Below are 19,958 nucleotides of genomic sequence, written 5' to 3'. Positions count from 1 at the left end.
CCGGGTGCCTGGCCGATCCCGCGCAGCTTCCCGCCCGCCGGTGGCGCCCCCGCCGCGGCTCCGGCGACGCCCCCCGCGGCGCAGCCGCAGGCGGCCCCGGCCCCGGTCCAGGCGGCTCCCGCTCCCGTGCCCGCTCCGGCCCCCGCCCCGGCGGCGGCTCCCGGCGGGCAGCCGTCGGCGTCCGCGCAGCAGGGCGCCGCGCAGGTGCGGCAGCTGTGGCCGCAGATCCTGGAGGCGGTGAAGAACCGTCGCCGCTTCACCTGGATCCTGCTCAGCCAGAACGGCCAGGTGGCCGGGTTCGACGGCAGCGTGCTCCAGGTGTCCTTCATCAACGCCGGTGCCCGGGACAGCTTCGTCGGCAGCAACAGCGACGACGTGCTGCGCGCCGCGCTGGCCGAGGCGCTGGGTGTGGACTGGCGGATCGAGTGCATCGTCGACCCGTCCGGCGGTGCCGGCGGCCCGGGTGGCGGGGCGCCGAGCGGCGGTGCCCAGGGCGGCGGGGGCTGGGGAGCCCCGGCGCGCCCGGCGGCGGCCGCGCCGTCGATGCCCGCGCCCGCCCCGGCGCCCGTGCAGGCTCCGCCGGTCCAGGCCGCGCCGGCGCCCGTCCAGGCGCCGCCCGTGCAGCCCGCGCCGGTGCAGGCTCCGCCGGTCCAGGCCGCGCAGGCCCGTCCGGTGCGGTCGGTGGCCCCGGAGGACGACATCCCGGAGGCGGACGATCCGGACCTGAAGGAGGACGTGTTCTCCGGGCAGGAGCTGATCATCCGCGAGCTGGGCGCGACGGTGCTGGAGGAGATCCACCACCAGGGCTCCTGAGCCGGGCCCCGGACCCCGCCCGCGTGCAACGGCGCCGTCCCGGGCCTGAGCCCCGGCGCCGTCCCCGGGCCGACCCTGAGCCGCCCCGGAGCCGGGCCCCGGTCCGGGCCCCGGAGCGGTGGGCAGCACGTAGGCTCGGCGGTGACGAACGAAGCACCGCAAGACAGCCGTGACAGCAAGGAGACAGCCGTGTTCCCCGGTGGTGGCCAGCCCAACATGCAGCAGCTGCTGAAGCAGGCGCAGAAGATGCAGCAGGATTTCGCCAAGGCCCAGCAGGAGCTGGCCGAGACGAAGGTGAACGGTTCGGCGGGCGGCGGCCTGGTCGAGGCGACGGTGACCGGTGCCGGTGAGCTGGTGGCGCTGACCATCGCCCCGGCGGCCGTGGACCCGGAGGACACCGAGACGCTGGCCGACCTGATCCTGGCGGCCGTCCGGGACGCCAACCAGACCGCGCAGAAGATGCAGGCCGAGCGCATGGGCCCGCTGACCCAGGGCCTGGGCGGCGGCATCCCGGGCCTGCCGTTCTAGCGTCGGCCGTTCTAACGTCGGCTCTACGTTCCAGAAGGTCTGAAGTTCAGACGACAGACCTATGTGATTTATGTGGGAGTCGGGCGTCGGGCGCTGTGTCCGACGCCCGATTCGTTGGATGATGGCACCGGAGCACCACCGGCCGTCCGGTACCACCGGTCGTCCACTACCCGGCCGTCAGGCCACCACCGGCCGCCAGGCCACCACCGGCCGCCAGGCCACCACGGACCAGCAGGCCGTCACCGGTCACCACCGGCCGTCACCGGCCACCACCGGCCGTCACCGGCCACCACCGGGCATACGGCACCATCGACCATCCGAGGGAAGGCGCGACGTTGTACGAGGGCGTGGTTCAGGACCTGATCGACGAACTGGGCAGGCTGCCCGGCGTCGGGCCCAAGAGCGCCCAGCGGATCGCCTTCCACGTGTTGCAGGCCGACCCGACCGACGTGCGCCGGCTGGCCCACGCACTGCTGGAGGTCAAGGACAAGGTCCGCTTCTGCGCGGTCTGCGGCAACGTCGCGGAGGCCGAGCAGTGCCGGGTCTGCCTGGACCCGCGCCGCGACCTCGCCGTCATCTGCGTGGTCGAGGAGTCCAAGGACGTCGTCGCCATCGAGCGCACCCGCGAGTTCCGCGGCCGCTACCACGTGCTGGGCGGCGCGATCAGCCCCATCGAGGGCGTCGGCCCGGACGACCTGCGCATCCGCGAACTGCTGTCGCGCCTCGCGGACGGCACGGTCACCGAGCTGATCCTGGCCACCGACCCCAACCTGGAGGGGGAGGCGACCGCCACCTACCTGGCCCGGCTCTGCAAGCCGATGGGCCTGAAGGTGACCCGTCTGGCGAGCGGCCTGCCCGTCGGCGGGGATCTGGAGTACGCGGACGAGGTCACCCTCGGTCGCGCCTTCGAAGGGAGACGACTGCTCGATGTCTGACCGGACGATCAACCAGCAGCCCCACACCCCCCACCAGCAGTCCCACGGGGAACCGGGGGCGCACGCCCCGCACATCCACGGTCACGGCTCGGAGCCGGACGACTTCGCCGTGCAGATCGCCGACTCGGTGGAGAGCTTCGTGCTCGCCGTCACCGAGGTCGCCAAGGGCGACGAGCCCGGCAGCGCGGTCTCGCTGCTGCTCCTGGAGGTCTCGCAGCTGCTGCTGGCCGGCGGCCGGCTGGGTGCGATCGAGGACGTCGTCCCGGAGGACCGCTTCGAGCCCGACGCCGGTCCCGAGCCGGACGGCGAGCAGCTGCGCGAGCGCCTCGCCGAGCTGCTCGCGCCGATCGACGTCTACCACGAGGTCTTCGACCCGTACGGCCCGCCGGAGAAGCCCAACGCCTTCCGGATCTCGGACGACCTGGCCGGCGTGGTCAGCGAGCTCCAGCACGGGCTGACCCACTACCGCGAGGGCCGGATCAGCGAGGCGCTGTGGTGGTGGCAGTTCTCGTACCTCTCCAACTGGGGCACGACCTGCACGGCGGTGCTGCGGGCCCTGCAGTCGCTGATCGCCCACGTCCGGCTGGACAGCCCGCTCGGCGCGGTGCCGGACGGCGCGGACACCGACGACGACGGGCTCACCGACGAGCAGCTCGAACAGCAGGCGGGCGACCTGATGGCGGCCGAGCTCGGCCTCGGGCGTTAGGCGGTCGGCGGCAGCCGGTGGGCGGTATTCCGCGACGGCCCTCTCGGATTGTGACGAATGCCTCAGCGTCCCGGCCGGAAAAGAAATCCGGCCGGATCGCCGTCCCCCGATCCGGCGATTCTTCGGAGCCGTACCGAATCGCCCGCAGACCTGACGGCGGAGCCACCCGCACGGCCGCTCACGTGCTGAAACTACCGTCTCACCATATGGAAAGCGCCGGTCGGAGCACCCCTGCTCGGTAGACTGACGACGACCGCACCCCCCTCTTCCCAGGGGGGTACGGGGGCCCGGAGCCCCCGGAGAAGACTTCGAGTCGAGGAGCGCACGTGGGCCTTGTCGTGCAGAAGTACGGCGGCTCATCCGTTGCGGATGCCGAAGGCATCAAGCGCGTGGCCCGCCGGATCGTTGACACCAAGAAGGCCGGCCATGAGGTCGTCGTCGTGGTGTCCGCGATGGGCGACACGACGGACGAGCTCATCGAACTCGCGGAGCAGGTGTCACCGCTGCCTGCCGGCCGTGAGTTCGACATGCTGCTGACCGCTGGAGAGCGCATCTCCATGGCGCTGCTGGCCATGGCGATCAAATCCCTGGGGCACGAGGCACAGTCCTTCACGGGCAGCCAGGCCGGTGTCATCACCGACTCCGTCCACAACAAGGCGCGCATCATCGACGTGACGCCCGGCCGCATCCGCACCGCCCTGGACGAGGGCAACATCGCGATCGTGGCCGGTTTCCAGGGCGTCTCCCAGACCAGCAAGGACATCACCACGCTGGGCCGGGGCGGCTCGGACACCACCGCCGTGGCGCTCGCCGCCGCGCTCAGCGCCGAGGTCTGCGAGATCTACACCGACGTGGACGGCGTGTTCACCGCCGACCCGCGCGTGGTGAAGAAGGCCCGCAAGATCGACTGGATCGCCTACGAGGACATGCTGGAGCTGGCCTCGTCGGGCTCCAAGGTGCTGCTCGATCGGTGTGTCGAGTACGCCCGTCGCTACAACATCCCGATTCACGTACGCTCGTCCTTCTCGGGTCTTCCCGGGACGATCGTCAGCAACGACAACCCGAACAAGCCCGAAGGGGGCGAGATGGAGCAGGCCATCATCTCCGGAGTCGCCCACGACACCTCCGAGGCCAAGGTCACCGTCGTCGGCGTGCCCGACAAGCCGGGCGAGGCGGCGCGCATCTTCCGCGCCATCGCCGACGCCGAGGTCAACATCGACATGGTGGTGCAGAACGTCTCCGCCGCGTCGACCGGCCTGACCGACATCTCCTTCACCCTGCCCAAGACCGAGGGCCAGAAGGCCATCGACGCGCTGGGCCGGGTCAAGGCGGGCATCGGCTACGAGTCGCTGCGCTACGACGACGCGATCGGCAAGATCTCGCTGGTCGGCGCCGGCATGCGCTCCAACCCGGGCGTCACGGCGACCTTCTTCGAGGCGCTGTCCGCCGCGGGCGTCAACATCGAGCTGATCTCCACCTCGGAGATCCGCATCTCGGTGGTCACCCGTGCCGACGACGTGCCGGAGGCCGTCCGCGCCGTCCACAGCGCCTTCGGCCTGGACAGCGAGAGCGACGAGGCCGTCGTCTACGGCGGCACCGGGCGATGACCCGGACGCGGGGCCGGGCCACCGGGTCCTGCCGGGGCGCCGGGCGATGACCCGGCGTCCGAACCTCGCCGTCGTCGGCGCCACCGGCGCGGTCGGTGAGGCGCTGCTCGGGCTGCTCTCCCTCCGCCAGGACGTCTGGGGCGAGATCCGACTCGTCGCCTCCCCGCGCTCGGCCGGCCGCAAGGCGGTGGTGCGCGGGGAGGCCGTCGAGGTCGTCCCGCTGGCCGAGGAGGCCTTCGCGGGCATCGACGTGGCGGTGTTCGCCGTCCCCGACCCGGTCTCGGCGCAGTGGGCGCCGATCGCGGCGGCCAAGGGCGTCGTGGTGATCGACGGCTCGGCCGTCTTCCGCACCGCCGAGGACGTGCCGCTGGTCGTCCCGGAGGTCAACGCGGCCGCGCTGCGGATCCGCCCGCGCGGCATCGTCGCCAGTCCGGCCGCTACCGCCCTCGCGATGATCGCCGCGGTGGGGGCGCTGCACGCCGAGTACGGGCTGGCGCAGCTCGTGGTCGCCTCCTACCAGGCCGCCGACGGCGAGGGCCGCGACGGCGAGGCGGCGCTGCGCGCGCAGACCGGGCTGGTGGCGGGTGCCGCCGTCGGCCGGCAGACCGGTGACCTGCGCGCGCTGATCGCCGATCAGGGGCCGTTCGCCGCCCCGCTGGTGCTCAACGCGGTGCCCTGGACCGGCGGGCTGCGCGAGGGCGGCTGGTCCGCCCAGGAGACGGGCATCCGCGACGAGTCCCGCAAGGTCCTCGGCCTGCCCGCCCTGAAGGTCTCGGCGACCTGCGTCCACATCCCGGTCGTCCGCACCCACGCGCTGGCCGTGCACGCGCGGTTCGAACGCGAGGTCACCCAGGAGCACGCGCAGGACATCCTGCGGGACGCGCCCGGCGTGGTGCTCTACGACGACCCGGCGGCCGGCGAGTTCCCCACGCCGAACGACGTGGTCGGGACGGACCCGGTCTGGGTCGGGAGGGTCCGGCGGGCGCTGGACGAGCCGGACGCGCTGGACCTCTTCCTGTGCGGGGACAACCTGCGCAAGGGGTCGGCGCTCAACCTGGTGCAGCTGGCCGAGCTGGTGGCGGCGGAGCTGACGGCGGGCGAGCCGGTGGACGCGGAGTTGGACGCGGAGCCGGACGCGGCGGCGACGGCTGAGCCGACGGGGCCGACGGGGCCGACGGGGCCGGAGAAGCCGGAGTACTAGGTCCCGGGGCCCTCGCGCGTTCCGAAGTGCCCGCTTGTGTCCACAGCTGTGTCCATACCTGTGTTCGCTCCTCGACACAATCTGTCCGGAATCCCGGGGGAATCCCCTGGAGGCCTCTTCCGCCGATGCGGAAGAATGGGCCCCGAGCCGGGCAACCATGACAGGGGATCGAGTGTCCAACGTGCGTGGCGAACGTGATGGTGGGGGCAAGGGCGGGCATCCCGGCGAGAGCCGCGGTGCCCTTCCCGTCGCGCGCCCCGTGGCCTGCGAGTAGGCCGGAAGAAGACCAGATGACGGCGGCCGCACGCGGTGCGGCGGACTCCGGCGCCGGTACCGACGCGGGTACCAGCGAGGACCTGCTCACCGAGACCTACCAGGCGCACTACCGCTCGTTGCTGCGGCTCGCGGCACTGCTCCTGGACGACCTCTCCACGTGCGAGGACGTCGTCCAGGAGGCGTTCATCCGGGTGCACGCCGCCCGGCGCAGGGTGCGCGAGCCCGAGAAGACCCTGGCCTACCTGCGGCAGACGGTCGTCAACCTGTCCCGGTCCACGCTGCGCCGCCGCATCCTCGGGCTGCGACTGCTGCCGAAGCCCATGCCTGACATGGCCAGTGCAGAAGAAGGTGCCTACGATGCCCTGGAGCGCGACCAGTTGAAGGCCGCGCTGCGTGGTCTGCAACGCCGTCAGCGGGAGGTTCTGGTGCTGCGTTACTTCGTGGACATGACGGAGGCGCAGGTCGCCGAGACCCTGGGCATCTCGCTCGGCTCGGTGAAGGCCTACGGCTCCCGCGGACTCGCCGCCCTCCGCGTCCAGATGGAGGCCGGACATGGCTGAGGCGGACGACGGCCGTCGGCGACCGGTCGACGGGGCGCCCGAGTCGACGGCGCCCGAGCCGACGGCGCCCGAGCAGCACGCGCCCGAGCCGACGGCGCCCGAGCCGAACGCGTCCGAGCCGACGGCGCCCGAGTCGAAGTCGCCGGGTGCGCGCGCACCGAGTCCGGACGCACCGAGTCCGCACGCGTCCAGTCCGAACGCGGCCGGGAAGCCCGGTGCGAACGGCCCCGCGGGTGAGGTCCCGGAGCTCCTGGACCTGTCCGCCGACGAACGGGCGCTGCGCGAGCGCCTGCACGGCGCCGTCTCCGGCATCCAGCCCGCCGTGGGCGGGCTGCCGCGGATCCGGCGGGCCGTGCCCCGCCGCCGGGCCGCCCGGCGCGGCGCCTGGACCGGGGCGGCCGCACTCGCCTTCGCCGTCGCGATCGGCCTGCCCGTCCTGCACGAGGGGGAACACCTCGGTCTCTCCGGCGGTCCCGGCTCGGCCGACGCCAAGAGCCCGGCCGCCGCGTCCCCCAGCGGTGCCGCCGGTACCGCCGGCGGCACCGGGGCGGCCACGCAGACGGGCGCGGGCGGCACCGGCGCCGCCACCTCGCCGACCGGTACGGCCGCGGCCCCGCACACCCCCGGCGGCGGGCTGACGCAAACCGACGGCGGCGTCGCGCCCTCCGGGACCTCCGGGGCCGGCGACGGCGGCATCGTCCCGCTCTGCACCCGGACGGACCTCGGCGAAGGCGTCGCGCAGGTCGGCACGGCCGACGGCGACGGGCGGATCTACGGCTCGTTCACCGTCTACAACGTCTCCGTGCGCAGCTGCCGGCTCGGCGGGCCGGGCTCGGTGGCGGTCACCGCCGTCAGCGGCGGCGACCGCGGCCGCATCCGCACCGCCGACCACGCGCCGGGCGACCCGGCGGCCGGCCTGCCCGCGATGGACGGGGAGCCCCCGGTGCTCGCGCCGCGGGCCGGGTACCGGGTGCCGTTCGCCTGGGTCCCCGACCGGACCTGTACCGGCTCCGGCACCCTGACCACCCCGTCGAGCGGCGTCAACCAGGCGGCCCTGCGCTCGGACGTCCCGGCCATCGAGCCCGGCGCCCCGGCCTCCGTCCCCTCCAGCGAGCCCAGCGCCAACCCGCCGGCCTCCTCGTCCCCGTCGGCGGGCCCCAGCACGGCTCCCAGCCCGACCCCGACCCCGACCGGCGGTCCGACCGCCGCACCGTCCTCCGTGACCATCGCCCACACTCCCGCTCCCGGCAGTCCGGCGGCCGCCACGGCGACCCTGCCCGTGGCGTGCAGCGGCACCGTCTACCGCGGCGGCGTCCAGAACCTGGGCGGTTCGGTGCCGCAGCCGTCGGGCTCGCCGACGGCGGGGTGACCGCGGGCGGCGGCGACGCGGTGACGCCGGGCAGCGGTGACGACGGGCGGTCGCGGCGGGCCGGCGGCCGCCGTGGCCGGGGCCGTGGCCCGGGGCCCGGGGGCCGGGCGGGTGTGAGGAATGGTTACCGTGGGGGTGTGTACCGGTTCCTCCTGACTTCGCGCTGGCTCGGCGGCACCGTCGTGGCCGTGGCCGCCGTGGCGGTGTGCCTGTGGCTGGGCTCCTGGCAGCTCGGCCGGTTCGAGGACCGGGTGTCCACGCACCAGGAGACCAAGCAGGCGGTCACCGCTTCGAGTGATGCCCGGCCGATCGACGCGCTGCTCAACCAGGCGACTCCGCAGGTGAGCACGGAGACCGTCGGCAGGACGGTCACGGTGACCGGCACCTACGACAGCGAGCACCAACTGCTCGTCCCCAACCGGGTGGTGGACGGCAAGCAGGGTTACTACGTGCTCACCCCGCTGCGCACCGCCGACGGTCACGCCGTCGCCGTGGTGCGCGGCTGGGCGGGCGGGGACCCGGCCGCCGCCGGACCGCCGCCGGGCGGAGACGTGACGGTGACCGGGCGCCTGCAGGCCAACGAGGCCGTGGGCAGCAACGGCGCGGTGGCGGGCGGTCTGCCGACCGGGCAGCTCGGCATGATCAACCGGGCGTCGCTGCTGAACGTGCTGGAGTACGACGGCTGGTACGACGGCTGGGTGGCCGCCGACGACGCGCCCGCCGGGCTGGCCCCGGTACCGACCGTGCAGCCGCAGGGCGGCGACGGGCTCACCCTGCGCGCGTTCCAGAACCTGGGCTACACCCTGGAGTGGTTCGTCTTCGCCGGGTTCGTCGTCTTCATGTGGTTCCGCCTGGTGCGCCGCGAGGCGGAGGCGGAGCAGGACCGGGCCCTCGGGCTGGACCCGGTCCTGGACTGACCGGCGCGTCCTGCTCCGACCCCGCTCTCAGCGCTTGGTCGGCAGGGCCGGTGCCGCTGTCGGCTTGACCGCCGGCGGGGGCGCTGTCGGTGTCGGCGCCGCCGGTGTCGGCGTCGGGAGCGGCTGCTGGGTCGGGGAGGACGAGCCGGTGGGCAGCGGCGTCGGGTCGCTGTGGCAGTGGCCGTTGCCGTTGCCGCTGCCGTTGTGGTCGTCGGAGTCGTAGTGGTCGATGTGGTGGTGCACGGTGCGACCGGTCTTCGACCCCTTGGAGCCCTTCGAGCCGGAGGAACCCGAGGAACCCGAGGAGCCGCCGGACCCCTTCGAACCCTTGGCGAGCTCGACGGTGCCGTCCGGGTCGGTCGACTCGTACGCCGCCGTCAGGACGGCCGTGCCCGCGACCCCGCCCGCGGTCCCCGTGCCCGGTGCGCTCGCCCTGGTCGCCGTGGCGAGCGGCGTGGCACCGGAGGGCGGGACGGCGCCGGAGGGCGGGACGGCACCGGTCGGCGGTGCGGTGGTGGTCGGCACGGCCGGCTTGGGCGCGACGACCGAGGAGCTCGGCACCGGCGGGCCGGTCGGAGGCGGGCAGGAGGCGACCTCCGGCCGCGACCCCGAGCAGCCGCTGAGCACCAGGGCCCCGGCCACCGCCACCCCCGCGAGCAGCAGCGGACGTCTCACGCCGCCCCTCCGTCTGCGTCGCTCCCGGCCGCGCCCAGGTGCCGCCGGACGAACTCGATCTCCAGCCGCAGCTGCTTGATCCGCTCCTCCACCACCAGCGAGCCGTGCCCGGCGTCGTAGCGGTACACCTCGTGCGGCTTGCCGAGCTGCTCCAGCCGCTCGACGTAGTTGTCGATCTGCCGGATCGGGCAGCGCGGGTCGTTGACCCCGGCGCTGATGTAGACCGGCACCCGCACCTGCTCGACGTAGGTCAGCGGCGAGGAGGCGGTGAACCGCTCCGGCACCTCCTGCGGGGTGCCGCCGAAGAGCGTGCGGTCCAGCGACTTGAGCGCCTCCATCTCGTCGGCGTACGCGGTGTGGTAGTCCGCGACCGGCACGGCGGCGACACCGAGGGCCCAGCTGTCGGGCTGGACGCCGAGGCCGAGCAGGGTCAGGTAGCCGCCCCAGCTGCCGCCGGTGAGCACCAGTCGGGCCGGGTCGGCGAGGCCGCTGTCGACGGCCCAGGCGCGGACCGCCGCGATGTCCTCCAGCTCGATCAGGCCGACCCGCTCGTGCAGCGCGTCCGTCCAGGCCTGGCCGTAGCCGGTCGAACCGCGGTAGTTGACCCGGACCACCGCGAAGCCGTGGTCCAGCCAGGCGGCCGGACCGGCGGCGAAGGAGTCGCTGTCGTGGTGGGTCGGCCCGCCGTGGATCTCGAACACGGTCGGGTACGGGCCCGGGGCGGCCGTCGACGGCCGCTGCACCAGGGCGTGCACCCGACCGCCGGGCCCGTCCACCCAGACGTCCTCGACCGGCACCGAACCGGGCGGCACCGCGCCGGGCGCCCGCAGCACGACCGTCCCGGCGGTGGAACGGACGGCGGAGGGCTCGGCGGCGGAGGACCACAGGTACTCGACGGTGCCGTCCGGACGGGCGGTGGCGCCGCCGACGGTGCCGCGCGGGGTGTCCAGGCGGGTCAGCCGGCCGTCGGCGAGCCCGTACGAGAACAGCTCGCTGCGCGCCTCGTACTCGTGCTCCACCAGCAGCTCACCGGCGCCGGGGCGCCACTGCGCGGAGACGTCGCCGGGCAGTTCGCGGCCCTGCTCGTCGCGCAGCGGGAGAGCGGTCTCGGCGCCCGTGGCGACGTCCCAGATCATCGGCTCCCAGCGGCCGGTGCGCTGGTGGGCGACCAGCAGCCGGGTGTCGCCCTCGACCGGCGCGAAGCCCAGGCAGGCGACGCCGCGCGGCTCGTCCCGGCCGGTGACCTCGTCCAGCTCGGCGACGGTCTCGACGCCGCCGTCCCCGGTGACGCGGACGACCCGGATCGCGGAGTGCATCGCGTCGCCGTGCTCGGTGTGGTCGATGGCGAGCAGGGTGCTGTCGTGGCTGAGGTCGCCGATGCCGCCGTACTCCTCGTGCCGGTAGATCTCGACCGGCTCGGCGCTGCCGGGGCGGCGCAGGTGCAGGGTGGTGCCGTCCTCGTCGGTGGAGCGGCCGACGACCACGGTGCCGTCGCGGCCGAGCGCCAGGCCGGCCGAGTAGGAAGCGGCGAGGCCGGGCACGGCCTCCTCGTCGGGGCCGCCCGCGAACGGCTGGCGGCGCCAGACGCCGAACTCGTCACCGTCGTGGTCGTCGAACCACCAGACCCAGTCGCCGTCGGGGGACAGCTCGGCGTCGGTGGTGCCGTTCGGACGGTCGGTCACCCGGCGGTGGGCGCCGGTGGCGCGGTCCCAGGCGTAGACCTCGTAGGTGCCGGTCGCGTTGGACACGTACAACGCCCGGTCGGGGGCGTCCTCGGCCCAGTCGGGCAGGGACACCCGGGCCGCCCTGAACCGCTGCTCCCACGCCGGAACGGCGCTCTTCTCCTCGCTCATCCGACCATCCAACCCGATCGGGGGGAGGGAAGGGAACGGGCGGGTGGGCTTCGGCCACCCGCCCCGCGTGCCGGGATCCCGCCACGGCCGCTCCGGGGCGGGCGGGGACCGGCCCCCGGGCGGCGTTCCCAGCGGCAGGAACCGGACCAGGCCCACGGGCACCGGCCCCGGCGACGCCGGGGCGAGGACGCTGCGGCCTACGGCGGCGGTCGGCCGCCGGCGCCGCAGTGGACCAGGCCGATCAGCGCGATCCCGGGCGCCGGCCACCGGACACTGCCGTCCGCGGCGCCGTACGCGGCGAGGGCCAGGCCGGCGGCGAGGGCCAGTCCGGCGCCGAGGGGCAGTCCGGCGCCGAGGGGCGGGCGCGGTGGGGGCGGCCCGCCTCTCGGGCGGCGCGGCGGTCTGCGGCTCAGGTGCCCGGCACGCGGTTTGCGGCTCAGGCGCCCGGTACGCGGTCGAGGAAGCCGTACACCGCGCCGATCCGGCCGTCCGGGGTGGCCGCCAGCACGTCGAAGCCGATCACCACCGGCTCCGCGCCGGCCGGGCCCAGGTTCCAGGTGAAGCGGGCGATGTCGTGGTGGGCGTCGACCGGGCCGAGGGTGAACTCCAGCCCCGGGAACTGGGCCTGGGCGGCGCCGATCAGCGCGTCGACGGCGTCCCGGCCGGTGACGGCGGCCAGCGGGTCGGTGTAGCGGCCGTCCTCGGCCCACACCTCGTCGACCAGCTTGCGGCGGGCCGCCGGGTCGGTCTCGTTCCACACCGCGAGGTAGCGCTCGGCGAGCTGCTGGAGGGCGGCGGTGGTGATCTCGGTCATCGTCATCTCCCGTGTTCCGGTGGGTGGTTGGCCCGGTCGTTCCCGGTGCTCACCACGGTACGGACGGGCGGCGGGCGGCGAATCCGTCACGTATGGGCATGGGGTACGTAGCCTCCGCCGGGGTGTGCCGGGGTGTGCCGGTGCCGGTGCCGGTAGTGGCGTCGCTGCCGGTGCCGACGGCGGTGCGGGCCCGGGTGGGTAGGGTCGGGGCATGCTGTACGGGAGGGAAGGCGAACAGGCCGCCGTGGACGGTCTGTTGGATGCGGCGCGGGCCGGCCGCAGCGGGGTGCTGCTGTTCCGGGGCGAGGCCGGCATCGGCAAGACCGCGCTGCTGGACGACGCGGTGGCGCGGGCGGGGGAGTCGTTCCGGGTGATCCGGGCGGCCGGCGTCGAGTACGAGGCCGAGCTGCCGTACGCCGGGCTGAGCCTGCTGCTCGCACCCGGCCTGGACCGGCTGGACGCCCTGCCCGGGCCGCAGCGGCGCGCGCTGGAGGCGGCGTTCGGGCTCTCCGACGAGGGCCGGCCGGGCGGCCACGGGGCGGACGGCGCTCCGGTCGACGGCGTGCCGGTCGACGGCGGCTCGGCCGCCGATGGCCCGACCGCCGGTGCAGGGCGCGCCGACCGGCTGCTCGTCGGACTCGCCACGCTCGGCCTGCTCGCCGAACTCGCCGCCGACCAGCCCCTGCTGTGCGTCATGGACGACGTGCAGTGGCTGGACCGGGCCTCACTGGACGCGCTGCTGCTGGCCGCCCGACGCCTCCAGGCCGAAGGGGTGGCCCTGCTGCTCGCCGCCCGCACCGGTGGTGCCCCCGGGGCCGACGGCGGCGCGGCGGAGCGCCCGCTGGGACTGCCCGAACGACAGGTGACCGCACTGTCCGAGGCCGACGCCACCCGGCTGCTGGCCCGGCGGGCCGGCCCCGGCCTGCCCGCCGCCGCGCGCGACCGGCTGCTCGCCGAGGCGGCCGGCAACCCGCTCGCGCTCACCGAACTCCCGGTCGCCGCAGGGCCGCACACGTCGGCGCCGGGCGGCCTGCCGCTCACCAGCCGGCTGCTGATCGCCTTCCACGGCCAGGTCACCGGCCTGCCCGCGGCCACCCAGACGCTGCTGCTGGTCGCCGCCACCGAGGAGAGCGGGGCGCTGGACGTCGTCCTGCCCGCAGCGGCCGTCCTCGGCGTCACCGCCGAACACCTCGCTCCCGCCGAGGAGTCCGGCCTGGCGACGGTCACCGCCGACCGCCGGATCGCCTTCCGGCACCCCCTGCTGCGCTCCGCGATCCTCCAGCGCGCTCCGCACCACCAGAAGACGAGGGTCCATCATGCCGTGGCGCGGGCCCTGCCGGACGGCGACCGCCGCACCTGGCACCTCGCGCTGGCCGCCACCGGTCCCGACGCGGGCCTCGCCGACGCGCTGGAGCGCGCCGCCGTCCGCGCCGAGCGCCGCGGCGGCCACGGCGGGGCCGCCGCGTACGAGCGCGCCGCCCGGCTCACCCCGGACCGCGACAGCGCCACCCGCCGGCTCGTCCTGGCCGCCGAAGCCGCCACCGAGGAGGGCGAGTTGGCTCGCGCGGAGGCGCTCGCCGACGAGGCCTCCGGCCGGACCGACAACGTCCTGGCGCACGCCCTGCTCGACCAGGTCCGGGCCACCGCGCACTTCTGGCGCGGCGCGCACCCGACCGCCCACCGGCTGCTGCTCGACGCCGCCGGCACCGACATCGACCCGATGTACGCCGCCCGGATGCTGCTCCAGGCCTTCCACGCCGCCTGGTACGCGGGGGAGGAGCCGGTGGTCGCCGTCCTGGACCGCCTGGCGGTCCTGCCGCTCGCCGACGACGACCCCCTCGCCCCGCTCGCCCGCCACCTGCCCGCTGCCGTCCTGCCCGCGCTCGGCCGGCCCGCCACGCCGCTCCGGCCCGTCCGGGAGGCCGTGGAGGCCGCCCGCCGGGCAGGGGCCGACAGCCCGGTCGACCTGGTCCAGCTGTGCGGCGCCACCCTGGTCCTCGGGCGCGACGAGGAGACCGTCGAACTCGCCGCCGAACTGATCGCAGAAGCCCGCGCCAAGGGCACCGTCGGAGTGATGCCCACCCTGCAGTTCTTCCTGGCCGAGGCCGAACTCTTCCACGGCCGGCACCGCGACGCCGAACTCACCGCCACCGAAGGCCTCGGCCTCGCCCGGGACACCGGCCAGCACCAGTGGGTCAGCCAACTCACCGCGCTGCTCGCCTGCCTGGCCGCGCTGGACGGCCGCGCCGACAGCTGCGCCGAACTCGCCGCGACCGCCCTCGCCACCACCGGCCCGCAGACCGCCGCCCCCGCGGCCGGCCTGGCCTGGGTCCAGTGGGCGCTCGCCCTGCTCGACCTCGGCCAGGGCCGCGCCGGCGACGCCGCCGACCGGCTGCACACCCTCACCACCGGCCCGCACCGGCACCACATCAGCGCCACCCGGGCCGTCCCCGACCTGGTCGAGGCCGCCGTCCGCCTCGGCACCCCCGAACGCGCCGCCGAACCCTACGAGCGCTTCGCCCGCTGGACGGCCGCCGCCGACCGCCCCTGGGCCGAGGCCCTCCGCCTGCGCTGCCAGGCCCTGCTCGGCCCCGACGAACTCGCCGAGACCGCCTACCGCGCCGCCCTCTCCCGGCACGCGACGGCCCACCGCCCCTTCGAACAGGCCCGCACCGCCCTCCTCTACGGCGAATGGCTGCGCCGCACCCGCCGCCGCACCGACGCCCGCCCCCACCTGCGCGCTGCCCTGGAGACCTTCGACCGCCTCGGCGCCCACTCCTGGGCCGCCCGCGCCCGCACCGAACTCTCCGCCACCGGCACCCCCGCCCCGGCCACCCCCACCGGCACCCCGCAGTCCCCCCTCACCCCCCAGGAACTCCAGATCGCCCGCCTCGCCGCCCAGGGCCTCACCAACCGCGACATCGCCGCCCAGCTCTTCCTCAGCCCCCGCACCGTCGCCCACCACCTCTACAAGGCCTACCCCAAGCTCAACATCACCTCCCGCACCGAACTGACCACCGTCCTCTGACAGCGGCCCCCCGAAACGCCGAGGGCCCTGCCGGAGAGTGCGGCAGGGCCCTGAGGTTCTCTACGTGTTGGCGTCCGGAGAGTGCTTCCAGCCCGCGGAGTAGTGATCCCGGTGATAGGCCAGGTGAGCCTGGTCCACCCGATGGCCGGGAGCCTCTCGCAGCCTCCCGATCTCCGCTCCCGTGGCACGGTCGGTGATGGTCAGGTCCTCTGCGATGGCCAGTGTGCCGAAGTCGAACAACGTGTGGTGGTTGGGGCAGAGGCAGAGCACATTGCTCGCGACATCGGGCCCGTTGTGCGGCTGACCCAGCCCCCGGATATGAGCTGCTTCTGCGTAAGCACCGGTGGGCGTGCGAAGCCGCTCGCCACACACCTGGCAAGTGAAGTCGTGGGCCCGCTTCACGAAGTTCGCCACCCGGATGCTGCGAACGATCCGGTGGACCTTGGCTTCAAGCCGTGTGGGAGTGTCCCGACCAGCCGGTTCCTGCAGCATCGGCTCCTGATGGGCCGGCACGTAGCCGGAGAGACTCACGAGGCGGTAGCGCCAGATTCGGAATCCGGATCGACCGCTATCGTGCCAAGAGTCTTCGACCCGGAAGAGTCCGTCATAGCGGTAGCTGGGCCTGGAGGACCGCTGGGTACTGTGTCGCACTGCACGGACCACGCGGACCGGTGAGTCGATGGTCCGGCTGGTTACCAGGGCGGCGTTGCCAAGAGTGAGCTCTTGGTCCCGGACCTGTCGACCCGACTCCGGATCGCGTCCACCCTGCCCGGTGTAGACGATGACGTCGCCGTGGTCCTCGTCGTCCTCGTAGCCTCCGGAGACGACGATGGACTCGGCCCCGAACTCCGCAGTGCCACAGATACCGGCCTGCAATGGTCGGTGCACCCCGGCGGCTGCCAGCTCCCGGCGGCTGGCGAAGGAGCGTCCGACTTCTACCCCCGGCACCTCTCCGTAGCCGTCGAAGTCGATGGGTGCGATGGTGAGGACTTCTTCCTGCAAAGTTCGGACCTCTCGACGTCAGATGATCGATGGACTCATCGATGGACCAGGGGTTGAGCTTCGTATCGCGAACGCTCACGCGTACCGCACGGTTCCACATTCTGTGGTGACGTCTGCCGCGGTGACTTCATCGGGCGAACTGTCCAACAGTCAGATCGAATTGGAGAACGGCGAGTGGCGTCGATGTCGGGGCTTCGGCCTACGATGCCCTCCATGACGCTTCGAGGTTTCCTGCATGAGGTTGGCACGACCTACGACCGTCTTGAGGGGACCGGCACACCAACTGCGCGTCTCCTCCGAGACGCGCCGTCCCACTTCGCCAGTCATGTGCAGGGCGAATACATCATCAAGGGGAGCGCGGGTGCTGGTGCAGCTGCCTTCTGCCCGTGGGTTGCGTTCTTCGACCCGGACGAGACCACCACGGCTCGGCACGGTATGTACGTGGTGTACCTCTTCGCCGAGAACATGGAGACGGTGTCGCTCAGTCTGAACCATGGTGTCACTGAACTTCGTGAGAAGTACAAAGCCGCAGAGGCGAATCGCAAGCTGGCGGTGGAAGCGGGCGCCATTCGTGAAGCGGTGTCCGCAGACGGCGGCCAGGGCCTGGATGCCGGCATTGACCTCGGCGGTCGCCCGGGGCTGCCCCAGTCGTACGAGTACGGGAACGTCCTTGCCCGCACCTACAGGGTTGACGATCTTCCCGATGAAGACGTGCTGTGTGATGACCTCCGGCGGTTCATCGGGCTCTACCAAGATGCCCTGGTGGCCCGGGAGCACCTGCGACAGACGACGCGTGACGTCATCTGCACGGTTCGGGCAGAAGGCACGTGGCCCCATGAGCAGAACAAGGACGCACTGCTCCACTTCGCCCCCAAGAGCGACGAAGAGTACGTGCAGACCATCAAGAGCCGCGAGATGGTGAAGACCAGGAAGCATGAAACCCTAGTCCGGGACTACGGAACTCACCTTCGCACCATCGGATTCGAGGTGGGAACCAACGTGCATCCGAGAGACATCGTCGCACGCAATGGGTCCGTGCACTGGTTGATCGAAGCCAAGGTTGTAAAGCAGGGGAATGCCAGCCACGCGGTGCGAGAAGCACTCGGGCAGCTGGCGACGTACTCGTTCCTGCTCTACCCGCCCAAGGAACAGCCGAGGCAGTTGGCCCTCTTCACCGAGGGGATCGGCGACGTCTACGTCCGGCTTCTGGAACACCACGGCATCGCTTCCGTTTGGCGTTCTGCAACCGGATGGTCGGGATCGCCCAGCGCCGTCATAGCGGGATTGGTCGAACCGGCGGTAGTCGGCGACCAGGCCTATCCTGCGGATCACCGGTCCCAGGCCAAGGGTGACCTGGACTAGGTCGTCGTCGGCCGGTCCGACGATCTTGCGCGCAGGATGGCGAGGAGAAGGCGGCATGTGAGCTGCACCACGTCCGCGTGACCATTCTTCCCAGGTCGGGCTTGGCCGGTGATCTGCAGTCATGCACAACGACAGAGGGCCTGCCGGATTTCTCCGGCAGGCCCTCTGTACTGGGTCGGGGTGGCGGGATTTGAACCCACGGCCTCTTCGTCCCGAACGAAGCGCGCTACCAAGCTGCGCCACACCCCGGTCTTGCGGTTTGTCGCTCCGTCTCCTTCGCGACGAGTAGAACTCTACCGGACGCTCGCCGAGACACGAAATCCGGTTTCGGGCGGGCGTCCGGCGGGGGTCAGCGGGGGGCCGGGACGAGGGTGAGGAGGGTGGCCTCGGGCGGGCAGGCGAAGCGGACGGGGGTGTAGCGGTTGGTGCCGCACCCGGCCGAGACGTGGAGGTGGGAGCGGTGGCCGCCGGCGGTGTGGGTGGAGAGGCCCTTGACCCGGCGGGTGTCGATGTCGCAGTTGGTGACCAGGGCGCCGTAGAAGGGGATGCAGAGCTGGCCGCCGTGGGTGTGGCCGGCCAGGATCAGCGGGTAGCGGTCGGCGGTGAAGGCGTCGAGGACGCGCAGGTAGGGCGCGTGGACGACGGCGAGGGAGAGGTCGGCGTCGGCGGAGGGGCCGCCGGCGACGTCGCTGTAGCGGTCGCGGCGGATGTGGGGGTCGTCGAGGCCGGTGAACTCCAGGTCGAGCCCGTTCACGGTGAGCCGGCCGCGGGTGTTGGTGAGGTCGAGCCAGCCGGCCCCGTCGAAGCCGTCGCGGAGCTTCTCCCACGGGTTGTGGACGGCTCCGGTGATGCCGCGGCGGGCGGTGCCGTCGGGGTTGTTCATGCCGTGGGCGCCGCTGCGCATGGCCTGGAGGTAGCGTGCCGGGTTCTTGCGGGCCGGGCCGTAGTAGTCGTTGGAGCCGAAGACGTAGACGCCGGGGAACTCCATGAGGGGCCCGAGCGCGTCGAGGGTGGCCGGGACGCCGAGCGGGTCGGAGAGGTTGTCGCCGGTGTTGACCACCAGGTCGGGGCGCAGGCCGGCCAGGCTCTTCAGCCAGCGCTGCTTCTTGCCCTGCCCGCTCACCATGTGGATGTCGGACACCTGGAGGACCCGGATCGGGCGGGCGCCGCGCGGGAGGACGGGGACCTCGATCCGGCGGAGGCGGAAGGCCCGGACCTCGTACCCGACGGAGTAGGCGAGGCAGGCGGTGCCGGCGGCGGCGATGCCGAGGGGAACGGAGTACAGCGGTCGCATCAGCCCATGCTCTCAGACGGTGGATCAGCGGGCGCACGCCCGGAGTCGGCGGGGAGGGCGGCGGCCGGGGGCGTCTCCTCGGTCTCCCGGCGGGCGCGCAGGGAGCGGACCTTGTGGCGGTTGCCGCAGCGTTCCATCGAGCACCAGCGCCGGCGGCCGGGGCGCGAGGTGTCGACGAAGATCAGTCGGCAGTCGTGGGCGCCGCATTCCCGGATCCGGTCCGCGTACGGGCCGGTGAGCAGGGCGATGGCGTCCCGGGCGAGGGTGGAGGTCAGCTGGGTTCCGTCGGCGGGTGGCGGGGCGGCCGCGGTGCCGTCCGGGGCGATCCGGGGGACCAGTGGCGGGTGCTCGGCGGCCCGGTTGAGGACGGCGTAGTCCTCGGGTTCGCCGGGGCGGCCGTGGGCGCGGGCGGCGGCCAGGTGCCACAGGGCGTCGCGGAGGGTGCGGGTGGCGGTGAGCTCGGTGGGGGAGATCCGTACGGCGTCGGCGGGCAGCCGCAGCCGGGACGGCGGGAGCCAGGCGGCGAGGTCGGCGGGCCGGTGCAGCACCTCGTACCGGGCGTACGGGCCGGGTCCGCCGGTGGTGAGCAGTTCCAGGCAGAGGGCGCCGGGGTCGAAGTGGAAGCGGCTGCCCCCGGGGGTGGTGAGGACCAGCCCGGGCGGGGTGCGCCGTACGGCCGGGTCGGCAGGGCCGGTCGCGTTCCGGGGGACCGGGTCGTCTCCGTCGGTCATGCGCCCCAGGATAGGTGTAACCGGGAAGACGGGTTACGAAGAGGGGTTACGAAGACGGGTTACGGGGCCGGAGGGGGAAGGAAGAGGGAAGGAAGACGGGTGGGCCGCTGCCGGGCGGAAGGGCTGACCCTTGCTCAGGAGGCCCCTCCCCGGAGGCGTGGAGCACCCCGTCGCCCGGCACCCCGTCGCCCGGAGCGGGACGCCCAGGATATGTGGAGTAGAAACGTCTGAGGATGGCGACGAATGGGGAGGTGTATATCTCGGTCGTCGGAGCCTCATCAAAGAGG

The 19,958-nt window shown here is 73.6% G+C and carries 16 protein-coding genes, 1 tRNA gene and 1 pseudogene; 11 read left to right on the top strand and 7 right to left on the bottom strand.

Annotated features, from left to right (window positions below):
* The 9 genes and pseudogenes from ACFVGO_RS35990 to ACFVGO_RS35950 all read left to right on the top strand — a co-directional run.
* A pseudogene (locus ACFVGO_RS35990) lies at nucleotides 1-813 on the top strand (DNA polymerase III subunit gamma and tau); the annotation flags it as partial.
* Between the two features lie 189 nt (nucleotides 814-1,002).
* Entirely contained in the window at nucleotides 1,003-1,341 is a 339-nt protein-coding gene (locus ACFVGO_RS35985; RefSeq protein WP_359905653.1) for a YbaB/EbfC family nucleoid-associated protein, read from the top strand.
* Nucleotides 1,342-1,676: 335 nt separating this feature from the next.
* On the top strand, nucleotides 1,677-2,276 hold the full coding sequence (gene recR / locus ACFVGO_RS35980; protein ID WP_316522617.1) for a recombination mediator RecR: 600 nt from the start codon (nucleotides 1,677-1,679) through the stop codon (nucleotides 2,274-2,276).
* Nucleotides 2,269-2,982, top strand: a complete 714-nt coding sequence (locus tag ACFVGO_RS35975) for a DUF5063 domain-containing protein (protein WP_359905656.1) — start codon at nucleotides 2,269-2,271, stop codon at nucleotides 2,980-2,982. The genes recR and ACFVGO_RS35975 overlap by 8 nt, the downstream gene beginning before the upstream one ends.
* 326 nt (nucleotides 2,983-3,308) lie before the next feature.
* Entirely contained in the window at nucleotides 3,309-4,589 is a 1,281-nt protein-coding gene (locus tag ACFVGO_RS35970; RefSeq protein WP_359905659.1) for an aspartate kinase, read from the top strand.
* A 46-nt stretch (nucleotides 4,590-4,635) separates the two neighbouring features.
* Nucleotides 4,636-5,790 (top strand): aspartate-semialdehyde dehydrogenase, encoded by a 1,155-nt coding sequence (locus ACFVGO_RS35965; RefSeq protein ID WP_380636334.1) that lies wholly within the window; start codon nucleotides 4,636-4,638, stop codon nucleotides 5,788-5,790.
* Between the two features lie 290 nt (nucleotides 5,791-6,080).
* Nucleotides 6,081-6,626 carry a SigE family RNA polymerase sigma factor gene (locus ACFVGO_RS35960; RefSeq protein ID WP_359905665.1) on the top strand — a complete coding sequence of 182 codons (546 nt, stop codon included), beginning with the start codon at nucleotides 6,081-6,083 and terminating at the stop codon, nucleotides 6,624-6,626.
* Entirely contained in the window at nucleotides 6,619-7,995 is a 1,377-nt protein-coding gene (locus ACFVGO_RS35955; RefSeq protein WP_380636331.1) for a hypothetical protein, read from the top strand. The genes ACFVGO_RS35960 and ACFVGO_RS35955 overlap by 8 nt, the downstream gene beginning before the upstream one ends.
* Before the next feature lie 137 nt (nucleotides 7,996-8,132).
* Nucleotides 8,133-8,912, top strand: coding sequence for an SURF1 family protein (locus tag ACFVGO_RS35950; RefSeq protein WP_359905670.1), 780 nt, complete (start codon nucleotides 8,133-8,135; stop codon nucleotides 8,910-8,912).
* 27 nt (nucleotides 8,913-8,939) lie between these two features.
* Here the strand turns inward: ACFVGO_RS35950 and ACFVGO_RS35945 are convergent, their stop codons facing one another.
* The 3 genes from ACFVGO_RS35945 to ACFVGO_RS35935 all read right to left on the bottom strand — a co-directional run bounded on the left by ACFVGO_RS35945 (nucleotide 8,940) and on the right by ACFVGO_RS35935 (nucleotide 12,254).
* Entirely contained in the window at nucleotides 8,940-9,587 is a 648-nt protein-coding gene (locus tag ACFVGO_RS35945; protein WP_380636329.1) for a hypothetical protein, read from the bottom strand.
* Entirely contained in the window at nucleotides 9,584-11,440 is a 1,857-nt protein-coding gene (locus tag ACFVGO_RS35940) for a prolyl oligopeptidase family serine peptidase (RefSeq protein WP_359905675.1), read from the bottom strand. Before ACFVGO_RS35940 ends, ACFVGO_RS35945 begins: the two co-directional genes overlap by 4 nt.
* Before the next feature lie 436 nt (nucleotides 11,441-11,876).
* Nucleotides 11,877-12,254, bottom strand: a complete 378-nt coding sequence (locus tag ACFVGO_RS35935) for a nuclear transport factor 2 family protein (protein ID WP_359905678.1) — start codon at nucleotides 12,252-12,254, stop codon at nucleotides 11,877-11,879.
* Nucleotides 12,255-12,465: 211 nt separating this feature from the next.
* Between ACFVGO_RS35935 and ACFVGO_RS35930 the strand changes: the two genes are divergently transcribed.
* Entirely contained in the window at nucleotides 12,466-15,282 is a 2,817-nt protein-coding gene (locus ACFVGO_RS35930) for an ATP-binding protein (RefSeq protein ID WP_380636326.1), read from the top strand.
* 60 nt (nucleotides 15,283-15,342) lie between these two features.
* On the opposite strand, the gene ACFVGO_RS35925 is transcribed toward ACFVGO_RS35930, so the two are convergent.
* A complete protein-coding gene (locus ACFVGO_RS35925) occupies nucleotides 15,343-16,284 on the bottom strand; it encodes a YDG/SRA domain-containing protein (protein ID WP_380636324.1) in 942 nt (313 codons plus the stop codon).
* Nucleotides 16,285-16,497: 213 nt separating this feature from the next.
* Between ACFVGO_RS35925 and ACFVGO_RS35920 the strand changes: the two genes are divergently transcribed.
* A complete protein-coding gene (locus ACFVGO_RS35920) occupies nucleotides 16,498-17,646 on the top strand; it encodes an MrcB family domain-containing protein (RefSeq protein ID WP_380636322.1) in 1,149 nt (382 codons plus the stop codon).
* A gap of 175 nt (nucleotides 17,647-17,821) precedes the next feature.
* On the opposite strand, the gene ACFVGO_RS35915 is transcribed toward ACFVGO_RS35920, so the two are convergent.
* The 3 genes from ACFVGO_RS35915 to ACFVGO_RS35905 all read right to left on the bottom strand — a co-directional run bounded on the left by ACFVGO_RS35915 (nucleotide 17,822) and on the right by ACFVGO_RS35905 (nucleotide 19,671).
* Nucleotides 17,822-17,895: transfer RNA gene (locus ACFVGO_RS35915), tRNA-Pro, on the bottom strand.
* Between the two features lie 100 nt (nucleotides 17,896-17,995).
* Entirely contained in the window at nucleotides 17,996-18,940 is a 945-nt protein-coding gene (locus ACFVGO_RS35910) for a metallophosphoesterase (protein ID WP_380358346.1), read from the bottom strand.
* The gene (locus ACFVGO_RS35905; RefSeq protein ID WP_380636319.1) at nucleotides 18,940-19,671 is read right to left on the bottom strand and encodes a CGNR zinc finger domain-containing protein; all 732 of its coding nucleotides are present in this window, start codon (nucleotides 19,669-19,671) and stop codon (nucleotides 18,940-18,942) included. The genes ACFVGO_RS35910 and ACFVGO_RS35905 overlap by 1 nt, the downstream gene beginning before the upstream one ends.
* Between the last annotated feature and the right edge of the window lie 287 nt (nucleotides 19,672-19,958).

Origin of the sequence: Kitasatospora sp. NPDC057738, from assembly GCF_042798815.1 — a bacterium.
Taxonomy (GTDB): Bacteria; Actinomycetota; Actinomycetes; order Streptomycetales; family Streptomycetaceae; genus Kitasatospora; species Kitasatospora lactacystinica.
The sequence above is the reverse complement of the archived record's forward strand: the minus strand, read 5'-3'. Positions and strand labels throughout refer to the sequence as shown.

Bases quoted from the DNA above. Each gene is read 5' to 3' on its own strand.
- ACFVGO_RS35975 (WP_359905656.1), top strand. From the start codon at position 2,269: ATGTCTGACCGGACGATCAACCAGCAGCCCCACACCCCCCACCAGCAG.
- ACFVGO_RS35965 (WP_380636334.1), top strand. From the start codon at position 4,636: ATGACCCGGCGTCCGAACCTCGCCGTCGTCGGCGCCACCGGCGCGGTC.
- ACFVGO_RS35960 (WP_359905665.1), top strand. From the start codon at position 6,081: ATGACGGCGGCCGCACGCGGTGCGGCGGACTCCGGCGCCGGTACCGAC.
- ACFVGO_RS35955 (WP_380636331.1), top strand. From the start codon at position 6,619: ATGGCTGAGGCGGACGACGGCCGTCGGCGACCGGTCGACGGGGCGCCC.
- ACFVGO_RS35940 (WP_359905675.1), bottom strand. From the start codon at position 11,440: ATGAGCGAGGAGAAGAGCGCCGTTCCGGCGTGGGAGCAGCGGTTCAGG.
- ACFVGO_RS35935 (WP_359905678.1), bottom strand. From the start codon at position 12,254: ATGACCGAGATCACCACCGCCGCCCTCCAGCAGCTCGCCGAGCGCTAC.
- ACFVGO_RS35930 (WP_380636326.1), top strand. From the start codon at position 12,466: ATGCTGTACGGGAGGGAAGGCGAACAGGCCGCCGTGGACGGTCTGTTG.
- ACFVGO_RS35920 (WP_380636322.1), top strand. From the start codon at position 16,498: ATGACGCTTCGAGGTTTCCTGCATGAGGTTGGCACGACCTACGACCGT.
- ACFVGO_RS35910 (WP_380358346.1), bottom strand. From the start codon at position 18,940: ATGCGACCGCTGTACTCCGTTCCCCTCGGCATCGCCGCCGCCGGCACC.
- ACFVGO_RS35905 (WP_380636319.1), bottom strand. From the start codon at position 19,671: ATGACCGACGGAGACGACCCGGTCCCCCGGAACGCGACCGGCCCTGCC.